This window comes from Stenotrophomonas genospecies 5, assembly GCF_054473825.1.
Window position 1 is genome coordinate 925,060 of sequence record NZ_JBTMUW010000001.1, and the last position, 24,642, is coordinate 949,701.

Annotated in this window: 24 protein-coding genes; all 24 read right to left on the reverse strand. The window is 66.9% G+C overall.

Annotated features, from left to right (window positions below):
* Positions 1–4: 4 nt before the first annotated feature.
* The 24 genes from fliF to flgB all read right to left on the reverse strand — a co-directional run bounded on the left by fliF (position 5) and on the right by flgB (position 24,581).
* Positions 5–1,651, reverse strand: a complete 1,647-nt coding sequence (gene fliF / locus ACX9OW_RS04335; RefSeq protein WP_065176166.1) for a flagellar basal-body MS-ring/collar protein FliF — start codon at positions 1,649–1,651, stop codon at positions 5–7.
* Positions 1,652–1,663: 12 nt separating this feature from the next.
* Entirely contained in the window at positions 1,664–2,029 is a 366-nt protein-coding gene (fliE, locus tag ACX9OW_RS04340; RefSeq protein WP_053519593.1) for a flagellar hook-basal body complex protein FliE, read from the reverse strand.
* A gap of 259 nt (positions 2,030–2,288) precedes the next feature.
* Positions 2,289–3,794 carry a sigma-54 dependent transcriptional regulator gene (locus ACX9OW_RS04345; RefSeq protein ID WP_253118439.1) on the reverse strand — a complete coding sequence of 502 codons (1,506 nt, stop codon included), beginning with the start codon at positions 3,792–3,794 and terminating at the stop codon, positions 2,289–2,291.
* Positions 3,791–4,168: a response regulator gene (locus tag ACX9OW_RS04350; protein WP_053519591.1), complete on the reverse strand. Its 378-nt coding sequence runs from the start codon at positions 4,166–4,168 to the stop codon at positions 3,791–3,793. The genes ACX9OW_RS04345 and ACX9OW_RS04350 overlap by 4 nt, the downstream gene beginning before the upstream one ends.
* A 14-nt stretch (positions 4,169–4,182) precedes the next feature.
* On the reverse strand, positions 4,183–5,592 hold the full coding sequence (gene rpoN / locus ACX9OW_RS04355) for an RNA polymerase factor sigma-54 (protein ID WP_459061983.1): 1,410 nt from the start codon (positions 5,590–5,592) through the stop codon (positions 4,183–4,185).
* A gap of 269 nt (positions 5,593–5,861) precedes the next feature.
* A complete protein-coding gene (locus ACX9OW_RS04360) occupies positions 5,862–6,494 on the reverse strand; it encodes a response regulator (protein WP_053519589.1) in 633 nt (210 codons plus the stop codon).
* A 91-nt stretch (positions 6,495–6,585) separates the two neighbouring features.
* The gene (locus ACX9OW_RS04365; protein ID WP_053519588.1) at positions 6,586–7,164 is read right to left on the reverse strand and encodes a PilZ domain-containing protein; all 579 of its coding nucleotides are present in this window, start codon (positions 7,162–7,164) and stop codon (positions 6,586–6,588) included.
* Positions 7,161–7,454: a hypothetical protein gene (locus ACX9OW_RS04370; protein ID WP_193396550.1), complete on the reverse strand. Its 294-nt coding sequence runs from the start codon at positions 7,452–7,454 to the stop codon at positions 7,161–7,163. The genes ACX9OW_RS04365 and ACX9OW_RS04370 overlap by 4 nt, the downstream gene beginning before the upstream one ends.
* Positions 7,451–7,867, reverse strand: coding sequence for a flagellar export chaperone FliS (fliS, locus tag ACX9OW_RS04375; RefSeq protein ID WP_053519586.1), 417 nt, complete (start codon positions 7,865–7,867; stop codon positions 7,451–7,453). The genes ACX9OW_RS04370 and fliS overlap by 4 nt, the downstream gene beginning before the upstream one ends.
* Before the next feature lie 127 nt (positions 7,868–7,994).
* Positions 7,995–9,410 (reverse strand): flagellar filament capping protein FliD, encoded by a 1,416-nt coding sequence (gene fliD, locus ACX9OW_RS04380; protein ID WP_053519585.1) that lies wholly within the window; start codon positions 9,408–9,410, stop codon positions 7,995–7,997.
* 436 nt (positions 9,411–9,846) lie between these two features.
* On the reverse strand, positions 9,847–11,025 hold the full coding sequence (locus ACX9OW_RS04385) for a flagellin (RefSeq protein WP_312550813.1): 1,179 nt from the start codon (positions 11,023–11,025) through the stop codon (positions 9,847–9,849).
* An 86-nt stretch (positions 11,026–11,111) separates the two neighbouring features.
* Positions 11,112–12,344 carry a flagellin gene (locus ACX9OW_RS04390; RefSeq protein ID WP_065176170.1) on the reverse strand — a complete coding sequence of 411 codons (1,233 nt, stop codon included), beginning with the start codon at positions 12,342–12,344 and terminating at the stop codon, positions 11,112–11,114.
* Between the two features lie 72 nt (positions 12,345–12,416).
* On the reverse strand, positions 12,417–13,634 hold the full coding sequence (locus ACX9OW_RS04395) for a flagellin (RefSeq protein WP_053517904.1): 1,218 nt from the start codon (positions 13,632–13,634) through the stop codon (positions 12,417–12,419).
* A gap of 370 nt (positions 13,635–14,004) precedes the next feature.
* Positions 14,005–15,207, reverse strand: coding sequence for a flagellar hook-associated protein FlgL (gene flgL, locus ACX9OW_RS04400; protein WP_053517905.1), 1,203 nt, complete (start codon positions 15,205–15,207; stop codon positions 14,005–14,007).
* Entirely contained in the window at positions 15,204–17,084 is a 1,881-nt protein-coding gene (flgK, locus tag ACX9OW_RS04405; protein WP_053517907.1) for a flagellar hook-associated protein FlgK, read from the reverse strand. The genes flgL and flgK overlap by 4 nt, the downstream gene beginning before the upstream one ends.
* 8 nt (positions 17,085–17,092) lie before the next feature.
* Complete coding sequence (gene flgJ, locus ACX9OW_RS04410) at positions 17,093–18,289, reverse strand: flagellar assembly peptidoglycan hydrolase FlgJ (RefSeq protein WP_262218047.1); 1,197 nt, start codon at positions 18,287–18,289, stop codon at positions 17,093–17,095.
* A gap of 1 nt (position 18,290) precedes the next feature.
* Positions 18,291–19,418, reverse strand: a complete 1,128-nt coding sequence (locus ACX9OW_RS04415) for a flagellar basal body P-ring protein FlgI (protein WP_414487527.1) — start codon at positions 19,416–19,418, stop codon at positions 18,291–18,293.
* A gap of 8 nt (positions 19,419–19,426) precedes the next feature.
* Complete coding sequence (gene flgH, locus ACX9OW_RS04420; RefSeq protein ID WP_253118440.1) at positions 19,427–20,119, reverse strand: flagellar basal body L-ring protein FlgH; 693 nt, start codon at positions 20,117–20,119, stop codon at positions 19,427–19,429.
* A gap of 22 nt (positions 20,120–20,141) precedes the next feature.
* Positions 20,142–20,927: a flagellar basal-body rod protein FlgG gene (gene flgG / locus ACX9OW_RS04425; protein WP_053517910.1), complete on the reverse strand. Its 786-nt coding sequence runs from the start codon at positions 20,925–20,927 to the stop codon at positions 20,142–20,144.
* A gap of 103 nt (positions 20,928–21,030) precedes the next feature.
* Positions 21,031–21,780: a flagellar basal body rod protein FlgF gene (locus tag ACX9OW_RS04430; RefSeq protein ID WP_459061984.1), complete on the reverse strand. Its 750-nt coding sequence runs from the start codon at positions 21,778–21,780 to the stop codon at positions 21,031–21,033.
* Positions 21,781–21,812: 32 nt separating this feature from the next.
* Positions 21,813–23,036 carry a flagellar hook protein FlgE gene (gene flgE, locus ACX9OW_RS04435; RefSeq protein ID WP_053517912.1) on the reverse strand — a complete coding sequence of 408 codons (1,224 nt, stop codon included), beginning with the start codon at positions 23,034–23,036 and terminating at the stop codon, positions 21,813–21,815.
* Positions 23,037–23,067: 31 nt separating this feature from the next.
* Positions 23,068–23,751 carry a flagellar hook assembly protein FlgD gene (locus ACX9OW_RS04440; protein ID WP_277381748.1) on the reverse strand — a complete coding sequence of 228 codons (684 nt, stop codon included), beginning with the start codon at positions 23,749–23,751 and terminating at the stop codon, positions 23,068–23,070.
* 23 nt (positions 23,752–23,774) lie between these two features.
* Entirely contained in the window at positions 23,775–24,182 is a 408-nt protein-coding gene (gene flgC, locus ACX9OW_RS04445) for a flagellar basal body rod protein FlgC (protein ID WP_053517916.1), read from the reverse strand.
* Positions 24,183–24,185: 3 nt separating this feature from the next.
* A complete protein-coding gene (gene flgB / locus ACX9OW_RS04450; RefSeq protein ID WP_053517917.1) occupies positions 24,186–24,581 on the reverse strand; it encodes a flagellar basal body rod protein FlgB in 396 nt (131 codons plus the stop codon).
* Positions 24,582–24,642: the final 61 nt, after the last annotated feature.

Genomic DNA, 24,642 nt, shown 5'->3' on the forward strand with positions numbered 1-24,642 from the left:
TACCTCAGTCATTGGCCACCCAACCCTTGACCACCTGGGCCACGCGCTTGGAGTCGGTCTTCACGGCTTCACGGGCCATCCGCAGTCGTTCCTCGTAGGAGTCCACCGGCAGGGCCAGCGCCTCCGGTCCACCCAGGCCAGCGCGCTCGGCACCCAGGGCCGGCAGCGGGCTGCCATCGTCATCGACCAGCTGTACGTCAGCGGTATGCGGTTCCAGTGCCAGCGGGTCGTGCTTCTTCGCCTGGCCGGTGATGGCACGCAGCGCCGGACGCAGTACGCCGAACAGCAGCGCCAGCACCACAATGGCCCCCAGCAGCATGCGGCCGGCATCGTGCACCCACGGCAGCTCCCACCAAGCCGGGCCTTCCACCGGTGTGGTCTCGCGCACGAACGGGGCATTCATCACCGAGACCGTATCGCCCCGCTCGGCGCTGAAGCCGACGGCCTGCTTGACCAGCGCCTCGACGCGGGTCAGTTCGGCAGCCGACAGCGGCTGCGGGGTAAGTGCACCATTGGCGCCGGGGCGCGGCACGTTGTCCACCAGCACCGCCACCGACACGCGCTTGATGCGGCCGGCCGGCTGGCGGGTGTGCTGCAGCGTGCGGTCCAGCTCGTAGTTGCGCGTGGCGTTCTTGCTGCTTTCGCTCGGCGTCTGCGCGGTCTGTGGCGGCGCAGCCTGGCCCGGAGGCGTGTTGCTGGTTGCGCCAGGCACACCCTGCGGTCCGGGCGTGCTGGTGGTGTTCTCGCTCATCTGTTCGCTGCGCAGCTTGGCCGGCTCGCCGTTGTACAGCTCACGCGCTTCCTCGGTGACCGAGAAGTCCATGTCCACGCTGACTTCCGGATTGACGCGGCCCGGGCCGGTCATCGGTTCCAGCAACTCGCGGATGCGCTGGTTGAAGGAGGTCTCCTGCCTGCGGACCTGCTCGAACTGGGCGGCGTTGACCGCCGCTTCGCTGTTCGGGTCGCTGATGCTGAGCATGCGCCCGCTCTGGTCGACCACGGTCACCCGTTCCGGCGACAGGTCCGGAATGCTGGCGGCGACCATGTGCACGATCGCATCTACCTGGCTGCGTTCCAGCTGCTGGCCACCGCGCAGTTCCAGGGTTACCGAAGCACTGGCGACGTCGCGCTGGCGGGTGAAGGCGCTGGGCTTGGGGATGGCGAGATGTACGCGTGAGTCACGCACCGGTCGCAGCGTATTGATGGTGCGCGACAGTTCGGTCTCCAGCGCGTGCTGGTAGCGCGCGCTTTCCACGAACTGGCTGACACCGAAGCCCGGGTCGCGCTCCATCAGCTCGAAACCCAGCTTGCCGCTGTCGGTCAGGCCGGAGCCGGCCAGCTTCAGGCGGGCGTCATGCAGGTTCTTCTCCGGCACGGTGATGCCACCGGTTGCCGGGTCCAGGGCAAACGGGATCTGCGCTGCACGCAGCAGGTCGGTCGCTTCAGCGGTGGCCTTCTGGTCCAGGCCGGTATACAGCGGAACCATGCCGGGCTTCTGTGACCAGAAGAACACGAACAGGCCCGCCGCCACCGCCACTGCGATCATCGCCATCAGCCCCAGCCGACGGGTGATCTGCAGGCTCTGCAGGCGGTCGAACCATTGCCCCGCCTTCTCGGCGTTCAGGCTGTCCTTGGAAAGCGTCAGTGCCATGCGTCAAGTTCCTTACAGCGGCATGTTCATCACGTCCTGGTAGGCCTGGACGAGACGGTTGCGGACTTCCACGGTGGCGCGGAAGGCGATCTGGGATTGCTGCGAGGCGACCATCACCTTGGCCAGGTCGGCGCCGGGTTCGCCCATCTCGAACGCCTTGGCCAGCGCGCCGGACGTCTGCTGCGCATTGTTGACGCCGGCAATCGCACCGCGCAGGGTCTCGGTGAAGCTGGCCGGCTGCACCTGCGGCGCATCCAGCACCGCACCCGGAAGGGCATTGCTGCGCGGCGCTTCAGCCAGCGGATTGAGCACCGGCTGTCCCATCTGGGACTGGTAGGTGCGGATCTGCGAAAGGATCGAAGTGACGGAGTGGGACATCTGCAACGGTTCCAGGAACAGGGGTGGGGAATCTGCAGGGATCACTGCAAGTGCCGTGCCGGAACGCCTGAGTGGTTCAGAAACGTGACGGAAGTTTGCGTTCGGCGGAGGAAGGGCGAGCTGGCGTGCCGATACGCTGTCGTCATCTGCCGGTGTCAGTGAACCGGCGTCGGTTTTTTGGCCTTGCCGGCGGCCGCCGGATACACGAACGCCCGGGCAAGCCCAGGCGTCCGTGCCCCCTTCATGCTGGCGATCACGCTCAGCTGGCCAGTTCGGCCTGCTCGCGTTCGATGCCGTATTTGCGCAGTTTTTCCACCAAAGTGGTGCGGCGCAGGCCCAGCAGCTGCGCGGCGTGGGCGACCACCCCCTGCGTCCGCTCCAGCGCTTCATTGATCAGGCCCAGCTCGATGCTGGCCATGTGGTTGCGCAGGTCCAGGCCGTCGTCGGGCAGGGCAGTGGCAGCCGCAGCGCGGTTGACCGCGATGCCGTGCTCCAGCGACGGCTGGCCGCCGCTGCCGGGGGTGTGGAAGGAGAAGCTGCGCAGGTCCAATCGCTCTTCGCTGGGTGCTGCCGGTACCGCGGCCGGGGTGCTGACGGGGGCCAGCAGGGCGTCGCCCCGGTAGCGCGCGGGAAGGTCCTGCACGCGGACCGAACCACCCGGATGCAGCACCGCCAGGCGTTCGACCAGATTGGTCAGCTCGCGTACGTTGCCTGGCCATTCGTAGCCCGCCAGCGCCTGCAGGGCTTCGGCAGTGAAACGGACTTCGCCGCGGCCGGTGCGCGCCAGCTGCGCGGCAATGGTTTCCACCAGTGCCGGCAGATCCTCGCGCCGTTCGCGCAGGGCCGGCACGTCGATCGGGAACACATTGAGGCGGTAGAACAGGTCTTCGCGGAACTTGCCGTCGGCGATCCGACTCTCCAGATCGCGGTGGGTCGCTGCGATCACCCGCACGTTGCAGCGGATGGTCTGGTTGCCGCCGACACGCTCGAAGCTGCGCTCCTGCAGCACGCGCAGCAGCTTGACCTGCATCGGCAGGCTCATGTCGCCGATCTCATCCAGCAGCAGGGTGCCGCCCTCCGCCATTTCGAAGCGGCCCTTGCGCGCGGTCAGCGCGCCGGTGAAGGCACCCTTCTCGTGGCCGAACAGTTCGCTCTCGAGCAGGTCGGCTGGAATGGCGCCACAGTTGATCGCCACGAATGGCCCGTCGCGGCGCGGCGAGCGCTGGTGGATGGCGCGCGAGACCACTTCCTTGCCGGTGCCCGACTCGCCCAGCACCAGGACGGTGGTATCAAATGCCGCGACCTGGTCGATCATCGTGCGCAGCGCGCTCACAGCGGCACCATTGCCGGTGGGTCCCTGCTCCTGCACGGCGCCCGCCTGGTGCTCGGCATCCAGGCGCTTGAGGCTGGCACGGCGCAGCAGGGCTTCCATCTGCGCATGGCGCAGCGGCGTCTCCAGCGGCCAGATGTTGGCTTCATGCAGGCCGTGGCGGTGGGCGAAGGCACTGGCCTGGCCATCGGCCAGCAGCACCGGCGGCGGCAGGCTGCTGCCGCCCAGCCATGCGTAGAGGGCGGTGCTGGCGGCGCTGTCGTCGAGGCTGCCGACGATCACCGCCATCCAGTCGCTCTGGCGCTGCCGCCCCAGGTCGAAGTCTGCCGCGTCGGAAACCCAGCGCGGATTGAAGTCCATGAATTCCAGCAGGGCAACGGTGCGTTCGGCACGCACGGCGTCGTTGTCCAGCACCAGGATGCGCGACTCGCTCACGATCGATCCTCCCTGAGGCCTTCCAGGATCGGCATCACTTCCTGGATGTAGGACAGCTTGCTGACGAAATTGTCGGCGCCGGCACGCAGTGCATGCTCGCGGTGCTCGGCGTCATCGAAGTGGCTGGCGATGACGATGTACGGGGCGTCATCCTGCGACTTGATCAGGCGGGTCGCCTGCAGGCCGCCCATTTCCGGCATTGCCAGGTCCATCAGCACCACCTGCGGGCGCAGGGTCTCCGAGCGCTCGATCGCTTCCAGGCCGTTGCCGGCACTGCCGACGATCTGCAGCCAGTCGATCTTGCGGAAATGGCGCATCGCTGCGTTGATGAAACCTTCGTGGTCGTCGACCAGCAGGACCGTGAGCGTGTTCATGTCCAACATCCTTTTCAGCCCACCCGGGCCAGCTGCGGTTGCCTGGCGCTGAGCCGGCGCCGTTCGCGGGCCGGGGCGATATCCAGTTGTTCTCGGTATTTTGCGACGGTTCGGCGGGCAATGTTCACCCCCTGGCGCGAAAGCAGGGCGGCGATGGCCTCATCGGCCAGCGGCCGACCGGCCGGCTCGGCATCGATCAGGCGGCGCACCATGGCCTTCACCGCTTGGCCGGAGACGCTGGCGCCTTCCAGGCGCACCGCGAAGAAGTGCTTCAGCTCGAAGGTGCCACGCGGGGTCTGCAGGTACTTGCCGGTGGTGATGCGCGAGACGGTGGACTCGTGCATGCCGATCTCCTCGGCCACTTCCTTCAGGGTCAGCGGCGCCATCGCTTCCTCGCCCCGGACCAGGAACGCAGCCTGGCGCTCGACGATCACCCGCGCGGTACGCAGCAGGGTGTCATAGCGCATCGACAGGCCACGGCTGAACCAGCGCGCTTCCTGCAGCATCTCGCGCAGCGCCGGTGCAGCCTCGTTGCTGTCGGCCAGCGCCTGTTCGTACTGCGTGTTGATCGATACGCGGCGGCTGGTCGCCGGATTGAGGGCCACTTTCCACTGGCCGTCGGCGTGCCAGGCGACCACGTCCGGTACCACCACGGCATTGCGTTCCGGCAGCAGGTTGTCACCCGGGCGGGGTTGCAGCGAGAGGATCAGTCGCACTGCTTCGCGCGCGTCACCGATCTCGGCGTCATGCAGGCGGGCGAGGGCGGGGTAGTCGTGCGCGGCCAGCGGCTCGAGCGCGCCCGCAAGGATGCGGGTAGCCAGATGCCGCGCAGGAACCACGCCGTCCAGGCTGCGCAGCTGGGCCTGCAGGCTTTCGCGAAGGTCCCGCGCGGCCATGCCGGCGGGCTCGCCATGCAGCAGGCGCTGGCGGACCGCTTCGACACCATCGGCGGCGATGTCGAACTGGGCGCTGGCCAGCAGTTGCAGCTGTGCCAGCGGTGCCTGCAGATAGCCGGCGTCATCGCAATGCTCGAGCCAGAAGGCGGCGACCGCCAGCTCGCGGTCGTCCAGGTCCAGTGCCAGCCGCTGCAGCACGCGCAGCTGCGGATCACTCGATTCGCCCGCCGCGATGCGTGCCATCCGGTCGTCGTCGCCGTCCTGCCAGCTGGCGCCGGCAACGTCCCACATCGAGGATTCCGGCAGCTCGTCGAACGCCGCGGTTTCCAGCGTGGTGGCGCCGGCGTCGCCGGGTTCGGGTGCAGGTGCTTCGGCATCCTCGATCTCCAGCATCGGGTTGGAGTCGAGCAGGCGCTGGATTTCCTGTTCCAGATGCAGTCCGTCCAGCTGCAGCAGCCGGATCGACTGCAGCAGCTGCGGGGTGAGGTGAAGTTGTTGGCCCAGCTGGGCCGAGAGTGCAGCCTTCATCGTGGTTCCCCGGCGCCGCTCCCCGACGCCTTGTGGAACGCATCTTGCTTCTGATCCGGCGGGTGCGGAATCAGGGGGTTCCTGAGGTGGTTGGTGAATTACCCGACAGCGTGTAGGGGTTTTCCTGACATGGGCGCGGGATGTTGACGTTCCCCGGTCGCAAGTCCTTGATTTCCTGTTGCGTACGCGGTCGGGGCGTCGTGCCGGCGTGTACGGGATTCCGTCAGTGCCTGTGGGGGTGACGGGAACCCGTCATCCGGGTCGCGCGGTCACTCCAGCTCGTGCTGGTGGCGGGCGGCGAGCAGCAGCAGGTCGTTGGCGCGGCGGCACCCCAGCGATTCCATCATGCGCGCGCGGTGGGTTTCCACGGTCTTGACGCTGATGCCGAGATCGGCGGCGATTTCCTTGTTGCTTTCGCCTTTGCCGATGCGGCGCAGGATCTCGCGCTGGCGGGGTGACAGCGCGGCGATGCCGGTGGGCTTCTCGCGGCCGAGCATGGGCGCCAGCATCTTCGCCGAGATCTGCGGGCTCAGGAACACCTGGCCGGCGTGTGCGGCGCGCAGCGCCAGTTCCAGTTCCTGCGGCGCGGCATCCTTGACCACGAAGCCGACGGCACCGCGATCCAGTGCGTCGCGCACGTGGGCGGCATCATCGTGCATGGTCATCATCACCACCCGGGTGCCGGGTGCGCGCATGCGGATGTCGCTGAGTGCTTCCAGGCCGGTGCGTCCGGGCAGGGACAGATCCATCAGCACCACGTCCGGAGCGTGCTGCAGGGCCAGTTGCAGCGCCTGCTCGGCGTTGCTGGCCTCGGCCACGAGCTGCACGTCGGCAAACCCCTGCAGCAGCCGCGCCAGGCCGGCGCGGACCAGGGTGTGATCGTCGACGATGAGAACTCGCACAGGCACGCTGGAGGTCCGGGAGGGGAGTCCACCTTAACTTAGCTGAACGGGCGAGCCAAGCGTCGTCCGTTGCGGGCGGGCGTGCCAGGGTTCAGCGCGCCCGCCTTGCTTCGGCCACCTGACGTCTGTGCAGGCGGAACAGATGCCGCTCCATGGCCATTTCCAGCCCGTCGCCGAGGCGATGGAAACGCAGCCAGAGATAGTGGCCTCCACTGCCGTCGGCGGCCTCGGCAACCACTTCCACCGGCAGATCGATATGGTCGGGCAGCCAGTCGCTGGGCTGCACGCGGACCACGCCGGCCTGGCCCGGGGCCGCGCCACTGCGGGGGCCCAACTGCAGGCGGATGCCGCGCCGGGACCAGCGCACCGGGCGCAGGGTCAATGCCGGGCCCTGCTGACGCACGAGCCGGCCCAGCAGCACCATGGCCAGATCCAGCTTGGCTTCCAGCCGCTGCAGCGGAAGGCTGGCCTCGCTGCGCTCGTCGTGTTCATCGACACGGCTGTCCTCGACCAGCGCCAGGCTGCGCAGCAGGCCTTCGGCGCTGCTGGTACGTCCCGCCGCATTGCCGGCCTGGAACTCGACCGGCAGCGCCAGTTCGCAGCTGAGCGTCTCGTCGAACAGCTCGCTTTCGGCCGGGTGATGCAGCGACGTGGTCGGCAGGAGGGTCATGCCAGCGATTCTGCCTGCAGGTAGGCGTGCGCGGCGCGAAGGGAGCGCCGTCCATCGTGCAGCTGCACGGCCACCGCGTCGCGGCGATGGCGCAGCAGGGTCAGCAGGCTCTGCTGGCGTTCGAACAGCGCGGTCAGTGGCCCATGGTCGGCGGCCGCCAGCGGTTGGCTCAACAGCGCGTGCAGCTTGCTGTCATGGCCTTCGAGCAGGCTGTCGGCGGTGTCGAAGGCATCTTCACCCAGCGCCTTCTCGAAAGCATCCAGCTGCGCATGCAGTGCCTGCAGGCTCATGGTGCCACCGCTGCCGTACGGCGCTGCTCGTGCGGAATTGCGTTCCAGGCGCTGTCGATCTCGCCCAGCAGCTGCAGCGATTCGTCCAGGGCGGCGCGGTCGTTGTGCAGGTTGGCCTCGGTCAGGCGCTGCAGCACGTAGTCGTAGAGGGACGAAAGATTGCCGGCAATCTCGCCGCCGGCCTCATGGTCCAGCGAGCCGTTGAGGTGGCCGACGATGGCGCAGACCTCGCCGATCGCCTTGCCCTTGCCGGCATGGTCGCCGCGCTCGAGGCTGGCCAGTGCGCGCCGCACGCGCTCCAGCGCGCCCGCCAGCAACAGGGCCACCAGCTTGTGCGGATCGGCATCGGTGACCGCACTGGTCACACCCACCTGGCGGTACTGCTCGGCGTACTGACGGCTGGAACCGTACATTCGTGATTCTCCTTGCGCTGGGTGCTGCAGCAGGATCGTGACGATCACTGCCGGCAGTACCGCGATGATTGCTGTTGCGTCCGTTATCGGTGCGTTCGGCACCAAACTTGAGTGCCGCGCGCGTCCGTCAACCGTTCAACTGCGCCAGCTGCTGCTGCAGCGCCGAACTGCTCTGCTGCAGCTTGCCCATCAGGCTGTCCAGTGCGAGGAACTGCTTCTTGTACCGTGCCTCCACGCCGACCATGCGTGTATCCAGGTCCTTGCGGCGCTTGTCGATGCTGTCCAGGGTGTTGTTCAGGCCCTTGGTGCGGGCAACGAACGCACCCTCCTTGCCGACCGTCGTGCTCACGTAGCCGTCGACCAGCGAGTACAGCTGGCCCGCACCGCCGGCATCGCCGGTGATCGCCTGGCGGATCTTCTCCGGCTGGCTGGCAAGCGCGGCAGCGAACTTGGTGGTATCAAGCACCAGGCTGCCATCGGCATTGGGGTAGCCACGGGTCTGCAGGCCGATGGCCTTGGCGTCCAGGCCATCGCCGGACAACGACTTGAGCACGCCCGACATCACCGAGCGCAGCTGGCTGGCGGCGCCGCGCATCTGTGCGTCGCCGGTGAGGGCTGCCGCCTCCTTGGTCTTGGCGTCGTACTTGGTTTCGGTGTTGATGGCGGCGATGGCCGCGTTGTACGCGGTCACGAAATCCTGCATCACCTTGGTCGCCGCGGCCGTGTCGGTGCTGATCGTGACCGTGCTCTGTCCTTCCTTCTTCAGGTTCAGGGTCAGGCCCGGCACGGCGTCGGCCACGGTGTTGCTGGCGCTCACCACTTCAACGCCGTCGATGGTCAGTTTGGCATCGGCGGCCGCGGTGTTCTGCTTCAGGCTGCCGACCAGCGCTCCCAACTTCGGGTCGCTGCCGGCGTATTCGAGCTTGATCGCGTTTGCCGCGCCGGTCTTTTCCTGTGCGATCGACAGGTACTGGTTGTCGCCGGAGCTGATCAGGGTGGCCTGCACGCCTTCCTTGCGGCCGGCGGCGTCGATCTTGTTGCGGATCGTGGTCAGCGTGTCGCCTTCCTCGACCTCCACGTTCATGGTCTTGGCCTTGTCGCCGACGCCGACGGTCAACGTCAAGGTTCCGGCGGCGAACGTATCGGTCTTGGGCACGGAGGTGTCGGCGATCAGCTTGTGTGCGGTCGCCAGCGACTTGACGTCGATGATGTGCGTGCCATTGGACGCGGCCGCCTTGGTGGTGCCGACGTCATACAGCGCCACGCTGGCCGTCAGGATCTCGTCGGTACCGCCGCTGCCGCCCTTGCTGGCGGTGACCGTGCGGGTGTCGAAGGCCGTGGTGGCCTTCAGTGCCGTGAGTGCGGTCTTCAGCTTGTCGAAGGCCGCGGTGACGGTGCCGATCGACGACAGCTGCATCTTGGTCTTGGACTGCTGCAGGTTCAGCGCATTGTCGGCGGGCTTGCGGTCGGCCGCGACCAGCTGGCTGACGATGCTGGAGATGTCCAGGCCCGAGCCGATGCCACCGTATCCAAAGTCTGCCACGTCGTTTCTCCTGGTAATCCGGGCGCCGCGCTGCGGCCGCCCGTCGTCAACGAAAATAGCGGCCTGCGCCGCTGGGTCTTGAGGACTTCGTTGATGCATGCGCCGTGCCAGTGCCGGACGGCAGGTTTGGCATGCAGGTTGCAGGAGTGACAGGGCAGGGTGCGGTCGGGACGACGCAGGCTGCCGGGAGTCTGCAAAAAACCCTCCCCCAAAGCAGGGGAGGGATCAGGCTACTGACAATCGGGGGGAGACGAAGCCGCCCGGTGCGTACAGTCAAAGGTACAGCGCTGAAACAGAGGTCCGCAGGGGCGGGCGATGCCAAGCCGGTTCGGGAAGCGTCCCGGGCCGGGCATGGCCCGCGCCTGCGTGCGCCGTGGCTGTCGGGTTGCCGCTGCCGCCGGTTCGACCGGCGGCAGCGGTACCTTCTTGCCGTGGATCAGCGCAGCAGGCTGAGCACGCCCTGCGGTACCTGGTTGGCCTGGGCCAGCATGGCCGTACCGGCCTGCTGCAGGATCTGGGTACGGGTCAGTTCAGCGGTTTCCTTGGCGAAGTCGGTGTCCTTGATGCGGCTGCGCGAGGCGGACAGGTTCTCCGTCGAGGTCTGCAGGTTGGCGACCACCGAGGTGAAGCGGTTCTGGATCGCACCCAGGTCGGCGCGGGTGTTGTTGATCGAACCCAGTGCCTTGTCGACCACTTCCAGCGCCTGCTGGGCGCCGAGCACGGTGCTCACGTCCAGCTTCTGCACGCTGGCAGCGGTAGCGGTGCCCGCAGTGTAGGCGGCTGCAGCAGCGTTCGCGCTCCAGGTACCCGCGGCAGCGTCGAAATTGCTGCGCTCCAGTGCGATATCGGCAGCGACGACGTCCTTGCCTTCCTTCACCGAGCTCAGCTTCATCGTGCCGTCGCTGTTCGCTTCGGCATAGATGCCGGCTTCACCGATCTTGGCATTGATGGCGGTGGCCACGGCCTTGGCGGCCTCTTCGGCGGTGGCGCCGGCCTTGATCTCGACGGTGCCGATATCCACGTCCATCACCTTGCCGGTGATGCGTGCGCCATCGGTGCTTGCGGCCAGAATGGCCGTGCCGCCGGTGGCGAAGGTCGCGGTGCCCAGCGATTCGGTCTTGGCGTCCACCACCTTGTCGATGGCAATGGCCTGGCCGGCGTTGGCACCGACCTGGAACAGCTGGCTGGAGAACGAGCCGTCCAGCAGCTTGGTGCCGTTGAACTCGGACTGCTTGGCGACGCGGTCGATTTCGCTGACCAGCTGGGTCACTTCTGCCTGCAGCGCCTTGCGGTCGCTGGCCGAGTTGGTGGCGTTGGACGACTGCACCGACAGCTCACGGATGCGCTGCAGGTTGTTGCCGATCTCGGTCAGCGAACCTTCGGCGACCTGGGCCAGCGAGATGCCGTCGTTGGCATTGCGGATGGCGACGTCGGTGCCGCGGATCTGGGTGCCGAAGCGCTCGGAGATCGCCAGGCCGGCGGCGTCGTCCTTGGCGCTGTTGATGCGCGAGCCCGAGGACAGGCGCTGGATGGTGGTGGCCAGCGAGGCGCCGCTGGTGCTCAGATTGCGCTGAGCATTCAGCGACATCGTATTGGTGTTGATGACTTGTGCCATGGTGCATTTCCTTTGGCGGAGGCGGTACGTGGTTCAGGGTCCGGGCGCCGGCCTGGCCGGCGCCCGGGAGTCGATCACGGTGCGGATCAGCGCAGCAGGCTGAGCACGCCCTGCGGTACCTGGTTGGCCTGGGCCAGCATGGCCGTACCGGCCTGCTGCAGGATCTGGGTACGGGTCAGTTCAGCGGTTTCCTTGGCGAAGTCGGTGTCCTTGATGCGGCTGCGCGAGGCGGACAGGTTCTCCGTCGAGGTCTGCAGGTTGGCGACCACCGAGGTGAAGCGGTTCTGGATCGCACCCAGGTCGGCGCGGGTGTTGTTGATCGAACCCAGTGCCTTGTCGACCACTTCCAGCGCCTGCTGGGCACCCTTCACGGTGCTGATGTCGACGTCCTTCAGCAGCTTGCCCGGTGATGCGCCGGTGCTGGCGGTGGCGGCGGCGCTGTCGAAGCCGGTGACGCCGGCGCTGGTGCCCGCAGTGGCCGACATGGCGACGAACTTGCCGTCCTTGTCGACGCTTTCCTTCACCGAGGTCAGGTTGATCTGGCCGGCGGTGGTGCCGTCGAGTTCGGCGTAGACGCCGGTCTCACCGATCTTGGCGTTGATCGCGGTCACGGTCGCCGCGGCCAGGGCAGCCTGGTCCTTGGCGGCGTCGCCGGTGGAGGTGATCTTGACGTCGGCGATCTTGATCGCCGAGGTCAGGCCGCCGCCACCGATGGTCAGGCCGGAATAGGTGATTTCCTTGCCCGCATCGGCTGCGACGCTATCGCCTTCGTCGATGGCGATGGTGTTGGCGTCGAAGACGGCATTGCCCAGTGCGTCGGCCTTGGCATCGACCACCTTGTCGATGGCGATGGCCTGGCCGGCGTTGGCACCGACCTGGAACAGCTGGCTGGAGAACGAACCGTCCAGCAGCTTGGTGCCGTTGAACTCGGACTGCTTGGCAACGCGGTCGATTTCGCTGACCAGCTGGGTCACTTCGGCCTGCAGCGCCTTGCGGTCACTGGCCGAGTTGGTGGCATTGGCGGCCTGCACCGACAACTCGCGGACGCGCTGCAGGTTGTTGCCGATCTCGGTCAACGAGCCTTCGGCGACCTGGGCCAGCGAGATGCCGTCGTTGGCATTGCGGATGGCCACATCGGTGCCGCGGATCTGGGTGCCGAAGCGCTCGGAGATCGCCAGGCCAGCGGCGTCGTCCTTGGCGCTGTTGATGCGCGAACCGGAGGACAGGCGCTGGATGGTGGTGGCCAGCGAGCTGCCGCTGGTGCTCAGGTTACGCTGAGCATTCAACGACATCGTGTTGGTGTTGATGACTTGTGCCATGAGGAGAGGTCCTTGAGCGGTTGCACGTGAGTTGGGTCAGACGCCCCCGACGTGCCCCGGGAGCGGCTCATGTCAGCGCTGCAACAGGCTGAGCACGTTCTGCGGCACCTGGTTGGCCTGGGCCAGCATGGCCGTGCCGGCCTGCTGCAGGATCTGGGTGCGGGTCAGTTCGGCGGTTTCCTTGGCGAAGTCGGTATCGCGGATGCGGCTGCGCGAGGCCGACAGGTTTTCGGAAGAGGTCTGCAGGTTGGCGACCACCGAGGTGAAGCGGTTCTGGATCGCGCCCAGGTCGGCGCGGACGCTGTTGACCGATTCCAGGGCCTTGTCGACGATCTCCAGGGCCTGCTGGGCGCCGGCGACGGTATCGATCTGGATGTCGGCGACGTGGGCGGCAGCGGTGCCGGCGGCGGGGGCGTTCAGGTCGGTTGCGGTGGCGGTCGGCCCCATCTTCACGGTCACACCGGCCACGGTGTTGTCGGCCTTGACCGAGGTCAGGGTGACTTCGCCCGCGGTGGTGGACTGCGCGGCATGCAGGCCGGTTTCGCCGATCTTGCCGTTCAGGGCAGCAGCCAGCGCCTTGGTGGCGTTGTCCTGGTTGACCTTGCGCACCGCAGCGATCTCGGCCGCGGTGGCCGGCGCGCCTGGCGGGGTGGTGTAGTCGAACGTGACGTCGCCGATGCTGACGTCGCCCACCGTGATGTTGGCCAGCGTGCCGGCGGCGGCATCGACGGCTGCGTCATCCAGGGTGGCGCTGCCAGCGTTGACGAAGGTCGTCGCGCCCAGCGAGTTGGCCTTGGCGTCGACCACGCTGTTGATGGCGATGGCCTGGCCGGCGTTGGCACCCACCTGGAACAGCTGGCTGGTGAAGCTGCCGTCGAGCAGCTTGGTGCCGTTGAAGTCGCTCTGCTTGGCGACGCGGTCGATTTCGCTGACCAGCTGGGTCACTTCGGCCTGCAGGGCCTTGCGGTCGCTGCTGGAGTTGGTGGCATTGGAGGCCTGCACGGCCAGTTCGCGGATGCGCTGCAGGTTGTTGCCGACTTCGCTCAGCGAACCTTCGGCGACCTGGGCCAGCGAGATGCCGTCGTTGGCGTTGCGGATGGCCACGTCCAGGCCGCGGATCTGGGTGCTGAAACGCTCCGAGATCGCCAGGCCGGCGGCGTCGTCCTTCGCGCTGTTGATGCGCAGGCCGGACGAGAGGCGCTGGATGGTGGTGGCCAGCGAGTTGCCGCTGGTGCTCAGGTTGCGCTGAGCGTTGAGCGACATCGTATTGGTGTTGATTACCTGTGCCATGGGGTCGTCTCCTCTTATTTGGAACCCGTAGGTGAATGGAACGAAGCGCCGCCTGTTTTTTTGTTTGGCTGTGTGCTTCGCCGTTGCCAAATGAATAACGGCGCTTTGTCAACAACCTTTAGGCGTGAATTTCGATGAGCCGGAAAAAGCCTGCGGGACGCTGTTTTTCCGGGGTTTCACCGGCCTGGAAGGGGGGCGGGCAGGGGTGGCGGGCGCCGCTGGTGGCGCCGGGTGGGCGGACCTGGGCGCGCGGGTCGTCAATGAACGCGCGCGGCGCACCGGCGGGCGAGGCAGCGGCAGGGTGCTGCGGAAACGAAAAAGACCGCGATGCAGGGCATCGCGGCCTTCATGGGCGTGTGCGGGAAACGGATCAGCCGATCTTGTTGAACAGCGACATCGACTGCATCTGCGAGAAGATCGTCTGTGCAGCCTGCAGCGCGGTGCTCTGCAACTGGTACTGGCTCAGGGCATCGGCGTAGTCCAGGTCGCGCATCTGTGACAGGGTGGTCTTCAACGTCACGCTGTTGGCTTCGCGCATGTCCGCTGCATTGTCCAGCGCCTTGAGCTGCGAGCCGCCGGCAGCACGCGAATCGATCATCCGCTCGGACGCGCGACCGACGTCGCGCAATGCACTCTGCAGCTGGTTCTGCTGCGCCGCCAGCTGTGCGGTGCTGCCGGTATCGGCGTCGAGTGCGGCGATCAGCTTGTCCATCGTCGCGAAGATGTCGCGGCTGCCGGCCGGCTGCACGTTGAAGGTATCGCCGGGCTCGGCAGCGCCGGTGATCTGCAGGCGCACGCCGTTCACTTCCAGTTCGTCGCCGGGCTTCAGGGAGCCGGTACTGGTCACGTTGCCCGTTGCGTCCAGCACCTCGTACTGGTCGCTGGCGGTGAAGCGCACGCTGAAGGCCTGGCCGTTCCAGCTGTCGCTGCCGTCGCGGGTGATGTTGGTCAGCACGCCCTTGCCGGTGTTGCCTGCGGCGGCGCTGCCGTCGACGAAGCCATCGCCGGTCGGAATGCGCATGAAGATCTCGCTGCCGGGCAGGGCGTCGAGCACGTAGGTGTCCGGCCCCACTTCCACCTGGCGCTGGGTCTGGTCGCCACGATAGACCACCTTGCCGTCGATCTTGGCGAACGGCGGATCGCCGTCATGGGTGCCACCGAATACATAGCGGCCGGTACCATCGCTACTGTTGGCCAGCGACAGCAGGCCGTCGCGGATCTGGTTCAGCTCGGTGATCAGGGTCTTCTTGTCCGCGGCGCTCAGCGCCGGATTGCTGGCCTGCAGCGTCAGGTCGCTGACGCGGCCCATCAGATCGTTGACCTGGGCCAGTGTGTTCTCCTGCACGCCGAGCCGGTTCTGCACGTTGCCGGCGTTGAGGCCCATGCGCTCGAGTGCCGCCAGGCTGCGGTCCAGGCCCACGGCGGTGCCCGCGGCCACGGGATCGTCCTTGGCGCTGACGATCTTGCTGCCGGTGGCGATCTGCTGCTCCAGGTGATTGAGCTTGGCCTGCTTGGCCAGCATCAGCGTCACCGACTGGTTGAACATCATTCCGGTGGAGATGCGGCTGCTCATCGGCGGACGGCTCCCAGGATGGTCTGGAACATGTTGTCGGCAGTGGAAATCAGCTGCGAGGCGGCCTGGTAGGCCTGCTGCAGGCGGAGCATGTTCGCTGCCTCCTCATCCAGGTTGACGCCGGAGATTTCGTCGCGCGCGTCCTGGGCCTTTTCGTTGATCACCAGCTGTGCTTCAAGCGAGTACTCGGCCGAGCGCGCTGCCGCGCCGACCTGGGTGGTCAGCCCGCCCAGTGCGCCGTTCAGGGTGACGGTGCCGCTGCTGAACGCCTTGGCGCTCTCCACCTTGGCCAGCCTTGCCGCGTTGCTGTTGTCCGAAGAGCCGGCCGGGGTCGGGGTGATGTTGAAGGTGTCGCCGGTGCGCGGTGCACCGTCGAGAACGAAACTCCAACCGTTGGCGCTGATGGTCTGGCCCGGGGTGTAGGTCTGCGGTGGGCCACCATCGATGGTGTAGGTGGTGGCGGAAGTGAAGACGATCGCCGCAGGATTGCGCAGGTCCGCATGGCCGGCATCGGTCACGGAGACGCCGCTGAGCTTGCCCGTACCGGTATTGGCGGTGGCGGCGGCGCCCTTCACGGCAGCCGCGGCTGCGATGCGCGAGGGATCGGTGATGGCGATCTCCAGGCTGCCGGCCACGCCGGCAGTGGGCTGCAGCAGGAAGCGGTCGTTGATTGCCGGCGTGCCGCCGACCACCAGCTCGACGCCGTTGATCACCAGCGGATCGGCGGCGGTGCCGGTGCCGGTCAACGGAATGCTGGCGCCGGTGTCGGCGCGGCTCGCCTTCCACTGCGTGCCATCGAACTGCAGGACGACGTTCTGCGCGTCCAGCTTGCCGAGATCGCCGAAGCTGGCACTGATGCTGGCCGTCCCGCTGTTGCCACTGTTGGCCGTCACCCGCGGCGTGCCGATGTTGAAGAAGTCACCGCCGAGCTGGCCGTAGAGATCCACGCCCTGGTGGTGGACCTGGTTGAAGCTGTCGGCCAGGCCGATCGCCAGCTTGCCCAGTTCCGCCTGCGCCGGGGTCAGCACGGTGTCGCGGAACTCCATCAGCCCACCGATCTGGCCGCCGACGGCCTTGGGATCCAGGGTGATGGTGTTGCCCTGCGTTTCCAGTGCCAGCTGCAGGCGCTCGGGCTGGTACGGATCGGCCACGGTGGTGACCCGGGTGGCGGTGGTGCCGACCACCAGTGCGTTGCCGCCGGCGGTGTAGACGTTCATCACGCCGCCGTCCTGGATCACCGCGGTGCCACCGGTATAGCCGATCAGCTGCGAGATCAGCTGGTCGCGGCGATCGAGCAGGTCCGGGGCCGCGCTGGCGATGTTGGTGCCGATGGCGCCGTTGATCTGGGCGATTTCCTGCGCCAGCCGGTTGACCTCGGTCGCTCCGGCGAGCAGGCCGTTGTTGACCTCGCTGTTGAGGTTGTTCAGATGGGTATTGAGCTGCACGAAACGGTTGGCCAGGGCCTTGCCACCGTCCAGCATGCTCTGCCGGTCGGCCGTGCCGGAGGCATTGGAAGACAGGCCGCTGACCGAATCGAAGAAGCTGGACCAGACGCCTGCGACGTTGGTGGCGGCGTCGGAGAACAGCGCGTTGACTCGGTCGGCCATGCCGGACAACTGCTTCAGGCGTGCCAGCTCACCGCTGCTGTCGAGCAGGCGCGAGATCGCCAGCTGGTCGGCAGTGCGCCGGATGTCGGTGATGCGCGTGCCGTTGCCCACCGTGCCGTAGCCGAAGTTCTGCGGATCGGCCGTGGCGAAATTGACCTTCTGCCGGCTGTAACCCGGCGTGTTGAGGTTGGCCACGTTGTGGCTGGTGGTTGCCAGGGCGCGCTGGAAGGCGAGCAGGGCACCGGTACCGGTGGAAAGTACGCTGGACATGGGGTTCCTCAACGACGGGTGATACCCAGCGCCGCTGTTGCGGTGCTGGCGAAGGTCTGGCCAAGGCGACTGCCGGCATCGGTCACGGCGGCGACGGCACGCTCGATGGTCGGGCCGCCGGCGATCGCGGCGATCTTGGCCGCGTAGCGCGGATCGGTGGCATAGCCGGCCCGCTGCAGGCCCCGGGCGAAGCCCTGCACATCGGTGCCGGCCTGCAGGGCCTGCTGGTAGCGCGGGCTGGTCTTCAGCAGGCGCACGTAGTCGGCGAAGCTCTCGGCCGGCGAGGAGTAGGCGCGGAAGCTTGCGGTTTCATTGCGGCGCACGCCATCGACGTACTCATGGGTGCCGGCCACCGCACGCTGCCCGTTCCAGCCATTGGCCTTGATGCCGAACAGGTTGTGCGAGGTGCTGCCATCGGCGTGCTTGATCTGGCGCTTGCCCCAGCCGGTTTCCAGTGCGGCCTGCGCAACCAGCGCGCGGGCGTCCACGCCCAGCTCCCTGGCTGCGCTCTGCGCGTGCTGCCAGATGCTGGCGACGAAGCCTTCCGGGGTATGCGCACCCAGCTGGGCAACCGCGTTGCGGGTCGCCAGCGCATCGGTCGTAGTGCCGCTGCCACGGTTGCTGGCAGTGGCGGCCCACTGGTCGTTGCGGGCTGCCCAGTCGGGGCCGTCAAGCCCGGCGATGTACGGATCATCGGTGCCCAGCGACCGGTGGACGCTGCTGCTTTCGCGGCCGGCGATCAGGTCCAGGGCCTGTTCCATCGGCGCGATGGCGGCCGACGCGTCCTGCTGTGCACCTGCGGCCATCTGCTGCAGCATGCGTACGGCCTGGCCGGCGTCCTCCAGCGGCAGCGACGGCGCCGCCTTGGCGGGCGCGTTGAGCTGATAGGCCCGGCTGGCCTTCGCAGCGCCGATGCCGGTATCCAGCGCCGGTCCTTCGGCGGTCGCTCCGGACAGCTGGCGGGTGATCATGGCCGACAGCCCGAGTCCCTTGCCACGGGTCATCGCCTCGGCGATCTTCTGGTCGTACATCTCCCGGAACATCTTGTTCTCACCGGGAAAGAGCGAGTCGCCGAAACTGGCATCGCGCATGCTCTTGACCAGCATCTGCGCGAACTGGCCTTCCAGCTGCCGCGCGACCTTGTCGATCCTGGCCGGGTCGTTCTGCTGCGCCGGATTCAGCTCGAAGGCGGGGGTGATGCGCATGTCAGATCACCTCGAGTTCGGCGCTCAGCGCGCCGGCCTGCTTCAGTGCCTCCAGGATCGCGATGAGGTCGCCCGGCGCGGCGCCGACGGCGTTCACCGCGTGCACGATCTCATCCAGTGTGGTGCCGCCATTGAACTTGAACATGCGGCTGCCATCGTTGGTGGCGGTGATGGTCGACTGCGGGCTGACCACCGTGCTGCCGCCGGCCAGTGCGTTGGGCTGGCTGACGTTGGTGTTCTCCTGGATGGTCACCGTCAACGAACCGTGCGAGATCGCCGCAGGGCCGACACGGACCTGCTGGCCGATGACCACCGTGCCCGTACGCGAGTTGACCACGACCTTGGCCGGGGCGCTGCCCGGGGTCAGCTCCAGATTCTCGATGCGGGCAAGCAGGCCGATGCGTGCACCCGGGTCGGTCGGCGCGGCCACCGCCACAGTCACGCCGTCGACGGCACGTGCCGCGCCTTCGCCGAAGGCGTTGTTGAGCGCGGCGACCATCCGCGAGACGGTGGTGAAGTCGTTGTTGTGCAGGTTCAGGGTGATTTCGCCGTTGGCACCGAACACATCCGGCAACGCGCGTTCGACCGTGGCACCGTTGGGAATGCGGCCGACGCTGGGCACGTTCACCGACACCCGCGAGCCATCCTTGCCCTGGGCACCGAAGCCGCCCACGATCAGGTTGCCCTGTGCGATGGCGTAGACCTGGCCATCAGCACCGCGCAGCGGCGCCATCAGCAGCGAGCCGCCACGCAGCGACACCGCGTTGCCGATCGAGGACACGGTGACATCGATGGGCTGCCCCGGCTTGGCGAACGGTGGCAGTTCGGCGTGGATCGCCACGGCGGCGACGTTCTTCAGCTGCGGATTGACGTTGGCCGGCACATTCACGCCCAGCTCCCCCAGCAGGTTCTTCAGGCTCTGCACGGTGAAGGGGGCCTGGCTGGTGCGGTCGCCACTGCCATCCAGGCCGACCACCAGGCCGTAGCCGACCAGCGCGTTGCCGCGCACGCCGCCGACCTGGGCCAGATCCTTGATGCGCTCGGCATTGGCGGGCGCAGCCACTGCCAGCAGCACCAGGCAGCACAGCGATGACAGACGGTGCCAGGAAGAGAAGAAGGTAAGCGTCATGGCCATGCTCAGAACGGCGTCAGGCCGGAGTTGAAGAAGCGGCTCAGCCAGCCCATCGCGTTGGATTGCGCGACCGGACCGCGGCCGCCGTAGACGATGCGGGCCTCGGCCACACGGCTGGAGGGAAGGGTGTTGTCCGGGCTGATGTCACCCGGGCGCACGATGCCCTGCACCTGCACCAGCTCGTCGCCCTGGTTCAGGCGCAGATTCTTCTGTCCCTGCACGACCAGGTTGCCATTGGGCAGGCGCTGGATCACGGTGACCGTGACGCTGCCCTGCAGGCGGTTGCTCTGTGCGCTGTTGCCCTTGCCGGTGAAGTCGCGCGCGCCCTTGGCGCTGGCGCTGAGGATGTCCTTGCCGCCCAGGGTGACCGGCGCACCGAAGATCGAGGGCGTCCCCAGGCTCAGGTTCGACTCCTTGTTGGTGGCGGTGTTGGCGCTGGTCTGCGCGGTGGTGTTTTCCAGCAGCGTGATGGTCAGCAGGTCGCCGACATCACGCGCGCGGCGGTCCGAGTACAGCTGCAGGGTTGGCCCTGCCGCATAGATCGCACCGGCCGTCGGCTCCGCCTGGGGCGGCATGATCGGCTGCAGCGGCGCCATCGCGGGGTAGGGGCGCACGTCGCCGGCAATCACGCAGCCGCCGAGCAGGGCGGCCACCGTGCTGGCGAGGACAGTGCGGGCGAGGGTGGAAGTGGGCGACATGGCGTTATCCCGGTTGGGCCGGTCAGATCTTGTTGTTGAGGTAGGCCAGCATGGAGTCGGTGGTCGAGATCGCCTTGGCGTTCATCTCGTAGGCGCGCTGGGTTTCGATCATCGACACCAGCTCCTCCACCACGTTCACGTTGCTGCCTTCGAGCGCACCCTGGACCACGTTGCCGAGCCCGTTCAGGCCCGGATTGCCGTTCTGCGCCGGCCCCGAGGCGGTGGTTTCCAGGAACAGGTTCTCGCCGCGCGCCTGCAGGCCTGCGGGATTGACGAAGTCGGTCAGGGTCAGCGCACCGATTTCCACCGATGCGGCGTCGTCGGCCATCTTCACGCTGATGGTGCCGTCGCTGCCGATGGTCACCGACTGCGCGCCTTCGGGAATCTGGATGCCGGGCTGCACCGGGTAACCGCTGTTGGTGACCAGCTCGCTGTCCTGGTTGATCTTGAACGAGCCGTCGCGGGTATAGGCGGAGCTGCCATCGGGCAGCTGCACCTCGAAGAAGCCCCGGCCATTGACCATCACGTCCAGCGCGCGGCCGGTCTGCTGCTGGCTGCCCTGCTCGAAGTTCTTGGCGGTGGCCACCACGCGCACGCCCGTGCCCAGCTGCAGGCCGGTCGGCAGCTGGGTCTGCGCCGACGATGCGCCGCCAGGCTGGCGGACCTGCTGGTACAACAGATCCTCGAAGCTGGCGCGGTCCTGCTTGAAGCCGGTGGTGTTGGTGTTGGCGAGGTTGTTGGAAACCACCGACATGCGCATCTGCTGCGCATCCAGTCCGGTTTTCGCGATCCACAATGCCTGGTTCATCTTCGGAGTCCTGTCTGGCTGAAACCGGCCGCGTGCTGCGGCCCATGGGGTACGGCGTGCAAGCGGTGTGCCAGTGCCGTTACGCGGCGCCGGCGGAATTCCGTCAGCTGCCCAGTCGCAGCAGGCTGTTGGCGCTGCGTGCGTTGTCATCACCGTGCTTGATCACCTGCACCTGCATTTCGTACTGGCGCTGCAGCTGGATCATCTGCACCAGTGCACCAGCGGCATCGACGTTGCTGCCTTCCAGCTGGCCGCTGTGCACGGTGGGCCCGAGGGCCTGGGCGAACGGCTGCAGCGGATCGGTGTTGCGGAACAGGCCATCAAGACCGCGCTCGAGCCGTTTGTCCGGTGCCTGCACCACCTTGATCCGGCCGATCATGGCCATGGTCTGCGGGCCTTCACCCTGCGGGATGATCGAGATCGTGCCGTCGTTGCCGATCTCCATCGCCTGGTACGGCGGAATGGCGATCGGGTTGTTGTTGTCATCCAGTACCGGGCGCCCACCGGAAGTCACCAGCTGACCGTTCGGTGTCACCGACAGTGCCGCGCCGCGCGTGTACGCTTCGCTGCCGTCGGTGGACTGCACGGCCAGCCAGGTGCCGGTCTGCAGCGCCAAGTCCAGCGGCTTGCCGGTGATGTGCTGCGCACCGGGCCGGCGGTTGAAGCCGGCGTCGACGTGCAGCGCATCGACCCGCGAGGCAAAGCCCCGGCCCTGGATCGGGAAGGCCTCGGTGTTGGCCAGCGCTTCCTTGAAGCCGGGGGTATCGGAGTTGGCGAGGTTGTGGCTGAGCGTTCCCTGCGCCTGCAGGGAGGCGCGGGCACCGGTCATCGCCACGTAGAGGGCTTTATCCATGCGGGGAGTTCCGTGACAGGGTCAGCGGCTCATCAACGGATGTTGATGACGGTCTGGGTGATCTGGTCCTGGGTGGTGATCATCTGTGCGTTGGCCTGGAAGTTGCGCTGCGCGGTGATCATGTTGACCAGCTGCTCGGTCAGGTCGACAGTGGACGCCTCCAGCGAGCCGGCCTGGATCTTGCCGAGGTTGGAGGTATCGGGCATTCCGGTACGGGCCGTACCCGAATCGAACGTCTCCGCCCACACGTTGTTGCCCTTCTGCTCCAGGCCCTGCGGGTTGTTGAAGGTGGTCAGCGCAACCTGGCCGAGCGGCTTGTCGTCGCCATTGGAGTAGCGTGCGTAGACCACGCCGGTGTCCGACACCGTGATTTCGTTGAGCTTGCCCGCGGCGTAACCGTCCTGCTGGGTGTTGCGCAGGGCGAACTTCTCGCCGTACTGGGTCGAGCCGCTCACGTCCAGGGTCATGTTCAACTCGCCCGCGCCGGTGGTCGGGGTGAACGTGCCGAGGCTGATCCTGCCGTTGGCCGGTGCGGTCAGCTTGCCGCTGTTGTCGAAGGTGACCGGCGTCGGGGTACCTGCGGGTTCGCCGTCGACGAAGTTGTGCACGGTCCACTGGTTGACGCCGGCTTCCTTGACGAAGTAAGACACCTGGATGTGGCTCACGCCCAGCGAGTCATACACGGTAATGCCGCCGCTGGAGTGGTTGTAGCTGTTGGAATTGGTGGCATCGAACGGCTGCACCGTCGGTTCCTTGGCGTTGGCCGGCAGGGTGAAACCAACCTTTACATCGCTGGTCTGCCGGGGCGGGCTGTCGGTGGTCAGCAGCTGCAGGTCGATCATGCGGCCGGCGTCGAAGTTGGTGCCGTCGGCGTTGGGCGCGAACACCTGCAGGCGCGCGCCCTGCGGGTTGGTCACGTAGCCTGCGGCATCGGTCTGGAAGTTGCCGGCACGCGAGTACACCCGCTGGCCGTTCATGTTCATGGTGAAGAAGCCCTCACCGGAAATCGCCATGTCCAGACTGCGGCCGGTCTGCTCGTTGTTGCCCTGGATGAACTGCTGGGCCACGTTGGAGACGCGCACGCCCGAGCCGACCGCGTTCTTCGACAGGCCGTAGCTGGTGGCGGCGAACAGGTCGGCGAACTCGGCGCGCGACTGCTTGAAGCCGGTGGTGTTGACGTTGGCGACGTTGTTGGCGGTGACGCTCAGGTCGGAGTTGGCGGCATTGATGCCGGACAGCGAGACATTGAAGCCCATGGGATGCTCCTGGTAGATGCGGGTAGGCGGCTCAGCTGACGCGGAGCACGTAGTCGATCGGGGCCGTGCCCAGGCCCTTGAGGTTCAGGTACAGGCCATCGGAACCGACGGTCACGCTTTCCACCGGTGCCTGCACATAGGTGGACAGCTTGGTGCTCTTGCCAGCGGTATCGACATGGTTGGCGACCACGCTGTACTTGCCCGGCTCCATGCGGTTGCCGGCGGCATCCTTGCCATCCCACTGGAATGCGGTTTCGCCCGCGGCCTTGGCCTCGACGCTGATCGAGGTGACCTTGGCGCCGTTGGCATCGGTGATGTCCACGGTGATGATGCCGGCGCCGGGCGCGGCCACCGTGCCCTCCACGCTGCCTTCGTTCTCCAGCACCAGCTTCTCGGACGGCACCAGCACCTGGTGTCCCACCAGCGCGGCGCCACGCAGCACTTGGTCGCTGGCCATCGACTGCTGGAAGCCCTGCACCGTGGTGTTCAGATCGGTGATGCCCTGCACGGTCGACATCTGCGCCATCTGCGCGACCATCTGCGTGTTGTCCATGGGCTTGAGCGGGTCCTGGTGCTGCAGCTGCTCGGTCATCAGGCGCAGGAAGTCGGCCTGGTCCAGGGTGTTCTTCTTCTTGGCGGCGTTGCTGTTGGGAGCATTCAGGCCCAGTGCGGAGTAGACGTCCTGGCTGGTCTGGTTGTTGACGGCAGTGGTCATGGCGGTATCCGGTACTGCGGGCCTCAGCGGCCCATGGTCAGGGTGGCCAGGGCCAGTTCCTTGGCGGTGGTCAACATCTCCACGCCGGCCTGGTAGTTGCGTGAGGTCGAGATCAGATTGACCATCTGCGCGACAGGATCGACGTCGGGCTGGTAGATGTAACCGTCGGCGTCGGCAAGCGGGTGGCCGGGCTCGTAGCGCTTGATCGGCGCCGCCTCGCTGCGGGTGATTTCCTTCACCTGCACCGAGGTGATGTTCGGGTCGTCCTTGCTCGTGACCGCCTGGAAGATCGGCTCCAGCGGCTTGTAGACGGCCTCGGCCGAGCCGGCAACGGTGTCGGCGTTGGACAGGTTGGAGGCGATGGTGCTCATGCGCACCGACTGCGCCTGCAGCGCGGAGCCGGCGATGTCGAAGATCGGCAGGTTGCTCATGGCTTATTGCCCCGTGATCGCGGTCAGCATGGAACGGACCTTGCTCTCGACGAAGCTGAGCGATGCGCGGTACTCCAGCGCGGCGCGACCGTAGGCGGCGCGCTCTGCATCCGGATCGACGGTATTGCCGTCAAGGCTGGGCTGGACACCCTCGCGCGCGATCTGGAACGGATTCAGGCCGTTGTTGATCGCATAGTGCTGCTCGTGGGTGGTGGCCATCAGGCCGTTGCCATCCTGTCCCTGTGCGCTGCGCAGGGCGGCGTCGAAGTCCAGGTCCTGGGCCTTGTAGCCGGGGGTATCGGCATTGCCGAGATTGCTGGCGATCAGCTTCATCCGCTGTTCGCGCAACGGCATGGCCTGGGCATGTACGCCCAGGTAGTCGGTAATCAGGTTGCGCACGATGCACTCCCACGGGAACGTTGCCCGGGAAGCTGCAAGCGGTGTGCCAAAAGGTCGTGGG

Bases quoted from the DNA above. Each gene is read 5' to 3' on its own strand.
- flgJ (WP_262218047.1), bottom strand. From the start codon at position 18,289: ATGCGCATCACCCCCGCCTTCGAGCTGAATCCGGCGCAGCAGAACGAC.
- fliS (WP_053519586.1), bottom strand. From the start codon at position 7,867: ATGTACGGTTCCAGCCGTCAGTACGCCGAGCAGTACCGCCAGGTGGGT.
- flgE (WP_053517912.1), bottom strand. From the start codon at position 23,036: ATGGGCTTCAATGTCTCGCTGTCCGGCATCAATGCCGCCAACTCCGAC.
- flgC (WP_053517916.1), bottom strand. From the start codon at position 24,182: ATGAGCAACCTGCCGATCTTCGACATCGCCGGCTCCGCGCTGCAGGCG.
- fliF (WP_065176166.1), bottom strand. From the start codon at position 1,651: ATGGCACTGACGCTTTCCAAGGACAGCCTGAACGCCGAGAAGGCGGGG.
- ACX9OW_RS04350 (WP_053519591.1), bottom strand. From the start codon at position 4,168: ATGAACACGCTCACGGTCCTGCTGGTCGACGACCACGAAGGTTTCATC.
- fliE (WP_053519593.1), bottom strand. From the start codon at position 2,029: ATGTCCCACTCCGTCACTTCGATCCTTTCGCAGATCCGCACCTACCAG.
- ACX9OW_RS04390 (WP_065176170.1), bottom strand. From the start codon at position 12,344: ATGGCACAAGTCATCAACACCAACACGATGTCGTTGAATGCTCAGCGT.
- ACX9OW_RS04370 (WP_193396550.1), bottom strand. From the start codon at position 7,454: ATGAGCCTGCAGGCACTGCATGCGCAGCTGGATGCTTTCGAGAAGGCG.
- ACX9OW_RS04440 (WP_277381748.1), bottom strand. From the start codon at position 23,751: ATGACCACTGCCGTCAACAACCAGACCAGCCAGGACGTCTACTCCGCA.
- flgH (WP_253118440.1), bottom strand. From the start codon at position 20,119: ATGTCGCCCACTTCCACCCTCGCCCGCACTGTCCTCGCCAGCACGGTG.
- ACX9OW_RS04430 (WP_459061984.1), bottom strand. From the start codon at position 21,780: ATGGATAAAGCCCTCTACGTGGCGATGACCGGTGCCCGCGCCTCCCTG.
- ACX9OW_RS04415 (WP_414487527.1), bottom strand. From the start codon at position 19,418: ATGACGCTTACCTTCTTCTCTTCCTGGCACCGTCTGTCATCGCTGTGC.
- flgG (WP_053517910.1), bottom strand. From the start codon at position 20,927: ATGAACCAGGCATTGTGGATCGCGAAAACCGGACTGGATGCGCAGCAG.
- ACX9OW_RS04365 (WP_053519588.1), bottom strand. From the start codon at position 7,164: ATGACCCTCCTGCCGACCACGTCGCTGCATCACCCGGCCGAAAGCGAG.
- ACX9OW_RS04385 (WP_312550813.1), bottom strand. From the start codon at position 11,025: ATGGCACAAGTCATCAACACCAATACGATGTCGCTGAATGCTCAGCGC.
- rpoN (WP_459061983.1), bottom strand. From the start codon at position 5,592: ATGAAGGCTGCACTCTCGGCCCAGCTGGGCCAACAACTTCACCTCACC.
- flgL (WP_053517905.1), bottom strand. From the start codon at position 15,207: ATGAGCAGCCGCATCTCCACCGGAATGATGTTCAACCAGTCGGTGACG.
- ACX9OW_RS04395 (WP_053517904.1), bottom strand. From the start codon at position 13,634: ATGGCACAGGTAATCAACACCAATACGATGTCGCTCAACGCTCAGCGC.
- flgK (WP_053517907.1), bottom strand. From the start codon at position 17,084: ATGTCCAGCGTACTTTCCACCGGTACCGGTGCCCTGCTCGCCTTCCAG.